General features: G+C 61.9%; 11 protein-coding genes. 9 read left to right on the top strand and 2 right to left on the bottom strand.

What is annotated here, in order from left to right:
- Window positions 1–135: 135 nt before the first annotated feature.
- Window positions 136–486: a LemA family protein gene (locus tag QF039_RS16160; RefSeq protein ID WP_087694086.1), complete on the top strand. Its 351-nt coding sequence runs from the start codon at window positions 136–138 to the stop codon at window positions 484–486.
- 11 nt (window positions 487–497) lie between these two features.
- Here QF039_RS16160 and QF039_RS16165 read toward each other — a convergent pair whose 3' ends face one another.
- Entirely contained in the window at window positions 498–881 is a 384-nt protein-coding gene (locus tag QF039_RS16165) for a DUF4440 domain-containing protein (RefSeq protein WP_307519439.1), read from the bottom strand.
- A 66-nt stretch (window positions 882–947) separates the two neighbouring features.
- Between QF039_RS16165 and QF039_RS16170 the strand changes: the two genes are divergently transcribed.
- The 4 genes from QF039_RS16170 to QF039_RS16185 all read left to right on the top strand — a co-directional run bounded on the left by QF039_RS16170 (window position 948) and on the right by QF039_RS16185 (window position 6,021).
- Window positions 948–1,505 carry a helix-turn-helix domain-containing protein gene (locus QF039_RS16170; RefSeq protein ID WP_003211595.1) on the top strand — a complete coding sequence of 186 codons (558 nt, stop codon included), beginning with the start codon at window positions 948–950 and terminating at the stop codon, window positions 1,503–1,505.
- Between the two features lie 11 nt (window positions 1,506–1,516).
- A complete protein-coding gene (locus QF039_RS16175) occupies window positions 1,517–2,863 on the top strand; it encodes a glutamine synthetase family protein (RefSeq protein ID WP_307519442.1) in 1,347 nt (448 codons plus the stop codon).
- A gap of 50 nt (window positions 2,864–2,913) precedes the next feature.
- A complete protein-coding gene (locus QF039_RS16180) occupies window positions 2,914–4,011 on the top strand; it encodes a DNA alkylation repair protein (RefSeq protein ID WP_307519444.1) in 1,098 nt (365 codons plus the stop codon).
- Window positions 4,012–4,161: 150 nt separating this feature from the next.
- The gene (locus tag QF039_RS16185) at window positions 4,162–6,021 is read left to right on the top strand and encodes a DUF3857 domain-containing transglutaminase family protein (protein ID WP_134326886.1); all 1,860 of its coding nucleotides are present in this window, start codon (window positions 4,162–4,164) and stop codon (window positions 6,019–6,021) included.
- On the opposite strand, the gene QF039_RS16190 is transcribed toward QF039_RS16185, so the two are convergent.
- Entirely contained in the window at window positions 6,018–6,908 is an 891-nt protein-coding gene (locus tag QF039_RS16190; protein WP_003211603.1) for a LysR family transcriptional regulator, read from the bottom strand. The genes QF039_RS16185 and QF039_RS16190 overlap by 4 nt on opposite strands.
- A gap of 129 nt (window positions 6,909–7,037) precedes the next feature.
- Here QF039_RS16190 and QF039_RS16195 point away from each other — a divergent pair, with 129 nt between their 5' ends.
- The 4 genes from QF039_RS16195 to QF039_RS16210 all read left to right on the top strand — a co-directional run bounded on the left by QF039_RS16195 (window position 7,038) and on the right by QF039_RS16210 (window position 13,223).
- Window positions 7,038–8,681 (top strand): GMC family oxidoreductase, encoded by a 1,644-nt coding sequence (locus tag QF039_RS16195; protein ID WP_307519447.1) that lies wholly within the window; start codon window positions 7,038–7,040, stop codon window positions 8,679–8,681.
- Between the two features lie 158 nt (window positions 8,682–8,839).
- On the top strand, window positions 8,840–10,462 hold the full coding sequence (locus tag QF039_RS16200) for an MFS transporter (protein ID WP_177035716.1): 1,623 nt from the start codon (window positions 8,840–8,842) through the stop codon (window positions 10,460–10,462).
- A 235-nt stretch (window positions 10,463–10,697) separates the two neighbouring features.
- Window positions 10,698–12,647, top strand: coding sequence for a DNA topoisomerase III (locus QF039_RS16205; RefSeq protein WP_307519450.1), 1,950 nt, complete (start codon window positions 10,698–10,700; stop codon window positions 12,645–12,647).
- 135 nt (window positions 12,648–12,782) lie between these two features.
- On the top strand, window positions 12,783–13,223 hold the full coding sequence (locus QF039_RS16210) for a CBS domain-containing protein (protein WP_003211614.1): 441 nt from the start codon (window positions 12,783–12,785) through the stop codon (window positions 13,221–13,223).
- The last annotated feature ends 9 nt before the right edge of the window (window positions 13,224–13,232 follow it).

Genomic DNA, 13,232 nt, shown 5'->3' on the forward strand with positions numbered 1-13,232 from the left:
GTAAAGATTCCGACCGCAGCGGCGTGGAATCATTCAGCGCCGTGATGGAAGCGGCAGATGGGTGGACGGCCAGCGACCGGGCCGGCGATTAATCAGATAAGATTGGTTCTTTTTTCCAGCCGCTCAGGAATTCCAATGACTGGTACCCACGTCATCATCATTTTCGTGACCGTTGTCACCTTGCTCGCGCTCTACGTGTTCGGCACCTACAGGGAACTGGTGGCCCTGCTCGATCGCTGCAAAAAAGCCTTCGGCCAATTCAAGGAGGCCGAACAACAATTGGCGGCGGCGCAAAATGCCTCGTCACCCACCGCAGAAATCGCCAGCCTGGAAAGCCGTGTCGCGTTCACCCGCCAGCTCTTCCACGACTCGGTCAACAACTACAACACCTACAAGCACAAGTCGCCGACCTCGGTGGTGGCCGAGCTGCTCGGGCATCGTGATGATGTCAGCCTGTCGGGGTTCGAGGCCAAGCGTACGGCCTGACCTGCCGGCGCTTACACAGGTGCACGCTGACGTGTTGGCGTGCCCTGATGAAACACCATCTGCCACTGCCCGCCGCTTTCGCGCCACACCGAACTGCGCAACGACTCCCCCGCCGCATTTGCATCCGTCGCCGCGCGCTGGCAGCGATACGTCACCAACGCCACGCCTTCGGCCAGCACCTTCATTGCAAAGTCACTGACGCTTCGGGCTGAAAACACCTCATCCTGCAGCCCTTCGATCACCTCGGCCTTGCTGCCCCACACATTGCCGCTGGCACCAAATTCGACGAAATCATCCGCCAGCAGCACCGCCACCCGCGCCGCATCTGCACGGGTGGTGCATTGGTGCAGCTCCTGTTCCAGGCGGCGTAAATGCTCTGCCAACTCCATACCCATTGCCCTCGTGAAATTAATCCTGTAATTTTTCATGAAATTTCCTGATAAGAATTTCACGAAGCGCCCATGGACAAGCAAGAAGAACTCGACGCCCTGGCGATCCTGATCCACGACCTGCGCAAGCACAAGAAGCTCACCCTGGCGCAACTGGCGCAAAAGATCGAGCGTTCCGTGGGTTTCCTGTCCCAGGTTGAACGCGGTCTGTCGCGCCCGACCGTGGCCGACCTCACAGCCATCAGCCACGCGCTCGGTGTGCCCACCACCTATTTCTACAGCCTGTCCAAACCCAAGGCGGTGGACTGGGTCACCCGCCCCAACGAACGGCGCACGGTGTATTACGCCAATGGCATCACCGACATCCTGGTGTCGCCGAGCATGCACGGCGCGTTCTCGATCCTCGACAGCCTGCTGGCCCCCGGTGCCAACAGCGGCGAACAAACCATGAGCGACCGGGCCGAACAGGCCGGTTACGTGCTGGAGGGCGAGTTGACGCTGTGGGTCGAGGGCGAGCCGGACTCGGTCACCCTGGGCCCCGGCGACAGCTTCCACCTGGCCAGTTTTGCCCACTGCCGCTACGGCAACCTGACCGACCTGCCAGCCCGCGTGCTGTGGGTCTACAACTAGGAGCAACACCCGTGAAAAGCCATGCTTCCACGCTTTTGGCCGAAGTCCGGACCTTTCGCCAGAACCATCCCGATGTGCGCTACGTCGACCTGATTGCCCTGGACATTCCCGGGCATTTCTACGGCAAGCGCTACCCGGTGGAGATGCTGGAAAAGGTCGCCGCCGGCAGCCCGTTGAAACTGCCGCAGAACGCGGTGCTGCTGGGTGCCCAGGGCGGCCTGTTCAAGATCGGCGACTATTGCTTCCACGACGGCGACCCGGACGCCAACCGCCGCCTGGTGCCCGGCACCCTCAAGCCGGTGAGCTGGGAGGCGCAGCCGCTGGGGCAGATGTTGATTACCTCCGACGGCACCGAAGCGCCCATCGAATTCGAACCCCGGGAAGTACTGGCCAAGGTGCTGGAACGCCTGCAGCGCAAAGGCATTCACCCGGTGGTCGCGTTCGAGCTGGAGTTCTACCTGTTCGACAAAAAGCTCAGCGACGGCCTGCCGCAATTTGCCCGCGACCCGCTGAGTGATGACGCGGACGACCAGCCCAACTTGCACATCGAGCGCCTGTCACGCTTTGCGCCGGTGTTGGACGATATGGTCGAGACGGCCAAGGCCCAGGGCATCGACATCACGGTGATCACCGCCGAACTCGGCCCCGGCCAGTTCGAAATCAATTTCGGCCACCTGGAAGACGGCCTGCGCGCCGCCGACTGGGCCGCCCTGTTCTGCCGCAGCACCCGTGCCGTGGCCCTCAAGCACGGCTACCGCGCCAGCTTCATGGCCAAGCCTTACCTGCAACATCCCGGCAGCGGCATGCATGTGCACGTCAGCCTGTACGATGCGGCGGGCAATAACCTGCTGGCGGCCCACCAGCAGCAACCGTTGCGCCACGCGGTGGCGGGTTGCCTGGAACTGCTGCCTCACTGCATGCCGATCTTCTCGCCCAACCACAACGCCTTCCGCCGCCTTGGTGGCACGGTCAACGCGGCAACCCGCGCGTGCTGGGGCTTTGAAGACCGTGACGCGTGCGTGCGAATTCCTGAATCCGACCCGCGCAACCTGCGCATCGAACATCGCCTGGCGAGTGCCGATGCCAACCCGTATCTGGTATTGGCGGCGATTCTGGTGGGGCTTGAGCATGGTCTTGAAGCAGCGAAGGAGCCCATCGCCCCGCTGAACGAAGACCGCAACAGCGGAGCGGACTTCCCCCTGGAAATGCTTGAGGCGGTGCGCGCCATGCAGCATCAGCCGACGTTGCGCGAAGGCCTGGGCGCGGAGTTTGTCGACGTGTATTGCGAAAACAAACGCCAGGACCACCTGGCATTCCAGCAGGAGATTCATGCACGGGAATATCGCTGGTATCTCTAGGCACTGATGGTTAGCCTCGTGGGCATCTCTGGCTAACCGCGGATTTGCCCATGACCGACCAAAGCGCACCGGCCCTGAAGGAAATCTTCAACGCCGAACGCCTGCAACACATCGCCACCGAAATGACGGCGGTGTACCCGGCGTTCGACGCCAAGGGTTTTCTCAAACACGCCAAGGCCGGGTTGGCAGACTTGTCGGTGATGCAGCGCATGGCGCGGGTCAGCGAAAGCCTGAACGCTGTGATCCCGCTGGATTATCCGCAAACCCTGAAGTTGCTGTATGCCCTTGCCCCTCGGCTGAACAGCGCCTTTGTCAGCCTGTTCCTGCCCCACTACGTTGCCAGCTACGGCGGCGATGATTTCAAGCGTTCCATGGCTGCCCTCAAGTATTTCACCACCTTTGGCTCTGCCGAGTTTGCCGTGCGACATTTTCTGCTGAAGGATTTCAAGCGCACCCTGGCGGTGATGCAACAGTGGTCGCTGGACGACAACGAACACGTACGACGCCTCGCCAGCGAAGGTTCACGGCCACGGCTGCCATGGTCGTTTCGCCTGGCCGAGGTGCAGGCCGACCCGAACCTGTGCGCTTCGATCCTCGACAATCTCAAGGCCGACAGCAGCCTCTACGTGCGCAAGTCGGTGGCCAACCACCTCAACGACATCACCAAGGACCATCCGGATTGGGTGCTGGGCCTGATCGAAGGCTGGTCCCTGGATAACCCCCACACGGCGTGGATCGCCCGCCACGCGCTGCGCAGCCTGATCAAGCAAGGCAACACCCGGGCGCTGACGATCATGGGCGCCGGGGCCAGGGCCGAAGTGAAGATCCATCAGCTCAAGGTCGAGCCGGCGGCGATCAAGTTGGGGGAGCGGATCAACCTGTCCTTCAGCCTGGAGTCCACTGCCGATTCGTCGCAAAAGCTGGTGGTCGACTACGCCATCGACTATGTGAAAAGCGCCGGTCACAGCGCGTCCAAGGTGTTCAAGCTCAAGGCATTTACCCTGGGTGCCGGAGAACATCACGCCATCAGCCGTGGCCAACCTATCCGTGAATTGACCACGCGCAAGCACTATCCCGGCAAGCATGCGGTTCACGTGCTGGTGAACGGTGAGCGGCTGGGAAGCGTCGAGTTTGAACTCGAAAAATAATCCTTAAAACATTAACGAAGGCTCTAGATCGGGCCTTACAGCGTAATTAATTGTCGGACAATGCTAGGCATTCGTGTTGCGATCCATTATCATCCGGCGCCTTCTCGGTACCCCTAGGGTACTTGTGTCAATGTTCCACCTGAGGCGCCCATGCTCCGTTTTTCGTTTTACCGTCCCCTGATCTGCATCAGCTGGGGGCTTGCCAGTCACAGCGCGCTTGCCGCCCTGCAACCAATGGCCGAAGCCCCGCTGGCCAGCGACACCGAGCTGCATTGCCACTTCAACCGCGACGCCAGCGTCGACTGCACTACCCGCTTTCACTACACCATCCTCAAGCCAAGCGGCCGCGAAATGCTCTCGCGGATCGACTTCAGCTACCAGGAAGAAGACGGCTTCGAACTGATCAAGGCCGAGTCCACCCAGCCCGGCGGTAAACCTGTGCCCCTGGACCCGACGCAAATCGACACCCGCACCGCCCCCAACCCGGACCAGGGTTTCTCCCGGGAAAAACAGACCTCGCTGGCGTTTCCCAACCTGCGGGTCGGCACGCAAATCCGCTACACGGTGCGCGAACATCACCCGGCCAAACCGCTGATGACCGAGTTCTACTACGCCTTGCAGTTCGGCCCCAACGCCGCACGGCGCGACCACTTCAAGGCACGCTTCACCGCCGAGCGGCCGATCGAGTGGCGCAGCGAATTGATGGAGGGTTTCAGCATTACGCCATCGGCCAATCGCAAGACCCTGGACGTGGTGCAAAAGGCCCCGACCTACCTCAGCTATATCAACGAATCCGCCAACGCCTACATACGCCACGCCCCGCGTATCGAAGTCGGCAGCTCCCTGGATCGCCAGCAGTACTTCGGCGGCTTTGCCGAACGCTACAACCAGATCCTCGGCGCCAAGCTGCCGCCCCAGGGCGCCGCCGCCGTGGCCGCCGTTCGCGGCTTGCCACCGGCACAACAGGTGGCCGGCCTGATGCAGCACATCAACGACCACTACCGTTACCTGGGCGACTGGCGCGCCTCGGATCGCGGCTATGTACCCTTCAGCCTGGCGGAGATCGAACAGCACGGCTACGGCGACTGCAAAGACCTTTCGACGCTGCTGGCGGCCATGCTCAAGGCCAGCGGAATCAAGGCCGAGCCCGCCTGGGTCAGCCGTGGCGATGTGGTTAACCCGCTGCTGATTCCCGGCACCGGCGCACCGAACCACGCCATCGTCCGCGCCGAAGTCGATGGCCAGGTGTGGTGGCTGGACCCGACCAACCCGATCTTCGCCCCCGGCCAGACCCTGCCCGACATCCAGGACCGCTGGGTGCTGGTGACCAACGCCGAGGGCCAGGTACGTGAAGAACACATCCCGCTGCAACCCGCCGCCCCCACGTTGATCCTCGACAAACAGGAGCGCTTCGACGCCCAGGGCACCGCCCGGGTCTCGGCCACCGTTGATTTTCGCGGCATGCCGCTGATGCAACTGAGCGTCGCCGACCGCCAGCAAGGCGCCACCGCCAGCGACCAGAACATCTGCGACAACTTCGGCAAACAGATCACCGACTGCCAGGTCGAGCGCCCCGCCACCGCCTTCCTGATCCCGGCCAGCTACAAGGTCAGCGCCACCCTGACGGACATGCGGCCCCTGGAACCGCTGGGCAACGACCACATCTACAACGATGCCTTGCTGCAAGAGAAATGGGACGGTCTGCTCAACTACCGCCGCAATGGGCAACTGGCCGACTTGTACATAGGCAACCCCGAGACGCTGGACTACACCATCACACTGTCGGGTGGGCAGATCGACAAGGACATCAAGGCTTGCCAGGTACGCTCGCCGTGGTACGACCTGGACCTGACGGGTGAGCGCGTCAAGGGCGACTGGCGTTATCACTACGTCCTGACGCAGAAAATACGCTGGCTGACCCACGATGAAATTGTCAGCGCGCCGTTTGAAAAGATGATCAAGGAGATCCGTGCCTGTGGTGAGCAGGTGCATCAGGTGGTGAAGCTCTAACCCTCCCCCAGCAAAACACCTTGCTCCCGCGCGCAGAGTTCCACCAGGTAATCCCACAACACCCGCAACCTTACCGACTTGTGCAACTCGCGCCGGGAGCTGATCCAGTAGCTGCGCTGGATGCTCTCCGCCGGCAGCAGCGGCACCAGGTCCGGGTCGCTCGCCGCCATGAAGCACGGCAATACGGCAATTCCCAACCCCGAGCGCGCCGCCTGGTGCTGGGCGATCACGCTGGTGCTGTGGAACACCACTTTGGGGTTGCGGCAGAAGCTGCTGAGGAATTTCAATTCCTGGCTGAACAGCAAATCATCGACGTAATCGATCCAGGCGTGCACCGCCAGGTCCTCGCGTTTTTCAATCGGCGGTGTGCGGTCCAGGTAGCTGCGGCTGGCGTAGAGCGCCAGGCGGTAGTCGGTGAGTTTGCGGGTCACCAGTTGGTCGACGCTGGGGCGTTCGAGGTGGATGCTGATTTCCGCTTCGCGGTTGAGGATGCTGACAAACCGTGGCACTGCCAGCAGTTCCACTTCCAGGCCCGGGTAGCGTTCGAACAGGCCGCCCATGCGACTGGCCAGGAACATCACGCCCAAACCCTCGGCCACCCCCAGGCGGATCTTGCCCAGGGGCGCGGCGGAATGGGTCAGTTCTTCTTCGGCCAGCAGCGCCACGTTTTCCATGGCTTCGGCATGTTTGAGCAGGGCTTCGCCGGAGGGCGTGAGTTCGTAACCCTGGGCGTGCTGCACGAACAGCGCAGTGCCCAGGCTTTTCTCGATGGCCTCGATGTGCCGGGCCACGGTGGCGTGGGTGGTTTTCAGGCGTTGCGCCGCCGTGAGCAAGCGTCCGCTACGCTGTAACTCAAGAAAGAACCGCAGATCATTCCAGTCGAACATGCCTTCCCCTTCTTCCCCTGAATAGCAGCATTGTCTAAAAACGCACAGCAGCTGGGTAAAAACTAACATTTTTAAGACGAAAACTAACAACTAGGATGGGACCAATAAGAAAAACAAGCGAGGTCACAGATGCATTCTGCAGCTGCTGAATACGATTACGTGGTGGTAGGCGCCGGCCCGGCGGGCTGCCTGCTGGCCAATCGACTGTCTGCCAACCCTGCCCATCGCGTGTTGCTGCTTGAAGCAGGCGGTCGCGATAACTACCCCTGGATCCACATTCCCGTCGGCTACCTGTTCTGCATCGGCAACCCGCGCACCGACTGGTGCTTCAAGACCGAAGCCGAGGAAGGCCTGCAAGGCCGAGCGCTGAGCTACCCGCGCGGCAAGGTGCTGGGCGGGTGCTCGTCCATCAACGGCATGATCTACATGCGCGGCCAGGCCCGGGATTACGACGGCTGGGCCGAGGACAATCCCGGTTGGGCGTGGAAGGATGTGCTGCCGCTCTTCAAGCAGAGCGAAAACCATTTTGCCGGTGCCTCGCAATTTCACAGTGACGGCGGTGAATGGCGGGTTGAGCAACAGCGCCTGCACTGGCCGATCCTCGATGCGTTTCGTGACGCGGCGCAGCAAAGCGGTATCGACAGCATCAGCGACTTCAACCAGGGCGACAACGAAGGCTGTGGCTATTTCCAGGTCAATCAGAAATCCGGCGTGCGCTGGAATGCGGCCAAGGCGTTTCTCAAACCGATCCGCCAGCGGCCCAACCTGACGGTGATGACCGAGGTTGAAGTCGACCGCGTACTCCTGGAGAACGGCCGTGCGGCGGCGGTGGTTGCTCGCCAGCATGGCCATCCAGTCACGTGGCGGGCGCGCAAGGAAATCATCCTGTGCGCCGGCTCCGTCGGTTCGCCGGGCATCCTGCAACGCTCCGGTATCGGCCCCTCCAGCGTGCTCAAGCCTTTGGGCATCGATGTGCTGCACGAGTTACCCGGAGTGGGCGGCAACCTGCAGGATCACCTGCAACTGCGCCTGATCTACAAGCTGGAAAACGCCCGCACCCTGAACCAGATCGCCGGCACCGTGTGGGGCAAGATGGGCATGGGCCTACGCTATCTGTATGACCGCAGCGGCCCACTGTCGATGGCCCCCAGCCAGCTTGGCGCGTTCGCCCGCTCCGGGCCGGAGCAGACGTCGGCCAACCTCGAATACCACGTACAGCCGCTGTCCCTGGAGCGCTTCGGCGAACCACTGCACGCTTTTCCGGCCTTCACCGCCTCGGTGTGTGACCTGCGCCCGCAAAGCCGTGGCCGCATCGACATTCGCTCGGCCAACCCGGCAGACGCACCGCTGATCCGCCCCAACTACCTCAGCCATCCGGAAGACCTGCGGGTGGCCGCCGACGCCATTCGCCTGACCCGACGCATCGTCTCGGCGCCGGCCCTGAAGCAATTCAACCCGGTGGAGTACCTGCCCGGCGCAGAACTGCAGACGGACGAACAGCTGCAGGAAGCCGCCGCCCGCATTGGCACCACGATTTTCCATCCAGTGGGCACCTGCCGCATGGGCAGCGACAAGGACGCGGTGGTCGACGCCCAACTGCGAGTGCACGGGGTTCCCGGCCTGCGCATCGCCGACGCGTCGGTCATGCCCCGCATCACTTCAGGCAACACCTGCTCACCGACGCTGATGATCGCGGAAAAAGCCGCGCAGCTTATCCTTTCGCCGAACACAAGGAGCCTCGCCCCGGAGAAAGAACTGACCTTACCGGCTTGACCTGCAGGAGCCCGGCTTGCCGGCGGTGGCGTTTTCAAGTGTTGTGCACAGCTTGAGAGCGCCATCGCCGGCAAGCCGGGCTCCTACAGGGGAATAGCGGCGCCGATGTGGCGCCGACAGTGGAACAACAATAAATAATCACTGTGAGGGCTACCCAAATGTCAGAACACGCTCAACCCCTGGGCTCCGCCACCAAGGCGCGAGACAGCAACGACACACAGAAAGTCATCTTCGCCTCCTCCCTCGGGACGGTGTTCGAGTGGTATGACTTCTTCCTCTATGGCGCACTCGCGGCGGTAATCAGCAAGCAGTTCTTTGCCGGGGTCAACGACACCACGGCGTTTATCTTTGCCCTGATGGCCTTCGCCGCCGGCTTTGTGGTGCGCCCGTTCGGCGCGCTGGTGTTCGGTCGGCTGGGTGACATGATCGGGCGCAAGTACACCTTCCTCGCCACCATCATCCTGATGGGCCTGGCGACTTTCTGCGTCGGCCTGCTGCCGACCTATTCGAGCATCGGCATTGCCGCACCGATCATCCTCGTCGCGCTGCGCATGCTCCAGGGCCTGGCGCTGGGCGGCGAGTACGGCGGCGCAGCCACCTATGTGGCCGAGCACGCCCCGGCGGGCAAACGCGGCTTCCACACCAGCTGGATTCAATCCACCGCGACCCTCGGCCTGCTGCTGTCGCTGCTTGTGGTGCTGGCGTGCCGTTACTTCACCGGCGACCAATTCGAAGTGTGGGGCTGGCGCCTGCCGTTCCTGCTGTCGATCGTGCTGTTGGGCATCTCCACCTGGATCCGCCTGAGCCTGCACGAGTCGCCGGCGTTCCTGAAAATGAAAGAGGAAGGCAAGGCCAGCAAGTCGCCGATCCGCGAGTCGTTCGGCAAATGGGAAAACCTCAAGATCGTGCTGATTGCGCTGTTCAGCATCAACGCCGGCCAGGCAGTGACGTTCTATGCCGCGCAGTTTTATGTGCTGTTCTTCCTCACACAGTTTTTGAAGATGGATCCGGCGCTGGCCAACATGCTGCTGATCATCAGCGTGGTGATTGGTGCGCCGTTCTTCATCTTCTTCGGCTGGCTTTCGGACAAGCTGGGGCGCAAGCCGGTGTTGATGGTCGGCCTGCTGCTGGCCACCGCGCTGTACTTCCCGATCTTCAAGGGCCTGGCGCACTACACCAACCCGGCGATGGACCATGCCAGCCGCCAGTCGCCGATCACCGTATTGGCAGACCCGGCCACCTGCACCTTCCAGTTCGACCCGGTGGGCAAGGCGCGTTTTGACAGCCCCTGCGACAAGGTCAAGACCTTCCTGGTGAAACAGGGCCTGCCGTACGAAAGCGCGGCCGCCCCGGCGGGCAGCGCGGTGCAGGTGAGCGTGGGTGATGTGCGTATCGACGGTTACGACGAAGCCGCCCTGAAAGGCGCGGTGACCCTGGCGGGATATCCGCAATCGGCTGATGTGGCCCAGGTCAACAAAACCATGGTGGTGGTGCTGATCGTCGCGCTGATCCTGATCGCCGCCATGTGCTACGGCCCGCTGGCAGCGCTGATGGTGGAGCTGTTCCCGACACGCATCCGCTACACCTCGCTGTCGCTGCCATACCACATCGGGAATGGCTGGTTTGGTGGCTTCCTGCCGACGGTGTCGTTTGCGCTGGTGGTGTACACCGGGGATATTTTCTATGGGCTGTGGTACCCGGTGGTCATTACCGGGGTGAGCCTGATCGTGGGGCTGATTTGCCTGAAAGAGACCAAGAACGTCGATATCGACAATAACTAAACGTCGATCCGGCCGACGCTGGAGTTTCAGTGTGGGAGCGGGCTTGCTCGCGAAAGCGGGGTGTCAGTCGCCGGATAGGTTGACTGATACACCGCATTCGCGAGCAAGCCCGCTCCCACATTGGGTTTAACACCAGACACACAAATTGCTGTATATCCATCCAGATAAAAGTTGCCCAATTCTGATTTATTGCCCATCCTGCTCCCCATTCAATTGCGTAGCGAATGTGGTGACCATGCGGCTGTTCCTCTGTGAAAAACCGTCCCAGGCCAAGGATATCGCCGCCGTGCTCGGCGCGACCCGGCGTGGCGACGGTTGCTGGCTGGGCTCAGGCGTGACGGTGACCTGGTGCATCGGCCACCTGCTGGAAACCGCCCCGCCCGACAGCTACGACGCCAAGTACAAGCGCTGGGTGCTGGCCGACCTGCCGATCATCCCCGAGAAGTGGAAGATGCTGGTCAAGCCCAAGACCGCCAGCCAGTTCAAGGCGGTCAAGCGTCTGCTGGGGGAAGCCCAGGAACTGGTGATCGCCACCGATGCCGACCGTGAGGGCGAGATGATCGCCCGTGAGCTGGTGGAGCATTGCCGTTATCGCGGCCCCATCCAGCGGCTATGGCTCTCGGCGCTCGACGACGCGTCGATCCGCAAGGCCCTGGCCTCGTTGAAGCCCGGTGCTGAAACCTTCAGCCTCTACCATTCGGCCCTTGGCCGCTCCCGTGCCGACTGGCTGATCGGGATGAACATGAGCCGGCTGTTTACCCTGCTGGGCCAACAGTCCGGCTACCAGGGCGTGTTGCCGGTCGGCCGTGTGCAAACCCCGACCTTGCGCCTGGTAGTGGACCGGGACCGTAGCATTGCCGACTTTGTACCCGCCGCTTATTGGGCCATCGATGTGGATCTGCTCCACGACGACATCACCTTTACGGCGCAGTGGCGCGCAACAGAAGACGCCTGTGACGATCAGGGCCGGTGCCTCAATCCGCAGCTTGCCCGGGACGCCGCCAATGCCATGAGCAACGCCGCCAGCGCCCGGCTGGTCAAACCGCGTACCGAGCGCATGCGCGACGTCGCGCCCCTGCCCTTCGACCTCGGCACCCTGCAGGAAATCTGCTCGAAAAAGCTTGGCCTCGGCGCCCAGGAAACCCTGGATGTTGCCCAGTCGCTCTACGAAACCCACAAGGTCATCACTTACCCACGCAGCGATTGCGGCTACCTGCCCCTGAGCCAGCACGGCGACGCGCCGAAAATTCTCGCGGCGCTGGGGCGGGCCGATCCGGCGGTGAATGAATTGATGCCACATATCGATCCGAAGCGACGCTCCCGAGCCTGGAACGACGCCAAGGTCAGCGCTCACCACGGCATCATTCCCACCGGCGCCGGCAAGGATGTCGGGCAACTGACCGGCAAGCATCGCGCGGTTTACACCCTGATTCGCGCCCGCTATCTCGCGCAGTTCCTGCCCAACCACGAATACGACCGTACCCAGGCAGATTTCGATTGTGCCGGTGAAGCCTTGCGGGCTGTCGGTAAAGTCATCGTCGAGCCTGGCTGGAAACGCGCATTGCCGGAAGCATTGGCGCCGGCCAAGGGCCGTGAAGCACCTGCGCCGCAGTCCTTGCCAACACTGGTTCAGGGGCAGGACTACGCCGTGGCCAAGGTCAACCTCAAGGACCTGTGGACCCAGCCACCCAAACCCTTCACCGAAGGCGACCTGATCAAGGCGATGAAAAACGTCGCCAAGCTGGTGGAAGACCCGCTGCTCAAGCAAAAGCTCAAGGACACCACCGGGATCGGCACCGAAGCCACCCGCGCCGGGATCATCCAGGGCCTGCTGGACCGCGGCTACCTGGTGAAAAACGGCAAGGCGCTGTCGGCAACGCCTGCCGCGTTCAGCCTGATTGATGCAGTGCCACGGGCAATTGCCGACCCCGGTACCACCGCTATCTGGGAGCAGGCACTGGACATGGTACAAAGCGGCGAGATGAGCCTGGAAGAGTTCGTCGCCAAACAGGCGGCATGGATGAGCAAACAGGTGACCCGCTGCACTGGCATGCGCCTGACCATCAGCGGCCCGGCCAGCCCGGCCGGCCGTGGCGCCACACCGTGGAAAAACAAACGCAAACCGGCCAAGCGCAAGACGGCCACCAGCCCGAAGCGGGCGGCGAAACCGGCAAACAAAGGCTGAGAAGCACTAAGAAATCGCGACAATGACGTTTTTCGACGGGATGTATGCCGCTTTGGACCTTGCCCTGCTGCAGGCCATCCAGGATTCTGTAGGGCCTGCTAACCTCCCAACAATAACAACACCGGAGTGGCCTCCATGAAAACCGTTGCCCAAGTGCTGAAGTCCAAAGACCAGCATAACCATCAAGTCCACACCATCCCCCACGACCATACGGTATTTGAGGCCTTGATCGTGATGGCTTCGAAAAACGTCGGGGCCTTGCCAGTGCTCCAGGACGGCAAGGTGGTGGGCATCATCAGTGAACGAGACTATGCCCGTAAGGTCATCCTCCATGGATTGTCTTCGGTGACGACCAAAGCCCACGAGATCATGAATTCACCGGTGATCACCGTCGACACTCACCAGACTGTCGAGACTTGCATGACGATCATGACTGACCGACATCTGCGGCACCTGCCTGTGGTGGAGAATGGCGAACTGCTTGGCTTGCTGTCCATCGGCGACCTGGTCAAGGAAGCGATTGCCGAACAGGCCGACCTGATCAAACAGCTGGAGCAGTACATTCGCGGCGAATAATCATTGGGG

Origin of the sequence: Pseudomonas sp. W2I6, assembly GCF_030815935.1 — a bacterium.
Classification (GTDB): domain Bacteria; phylum Pseudomonadota; class Gammaproteobacteria; order Pseudomonadales; family Pseudomonadaceae; genus Aquipseudomonas.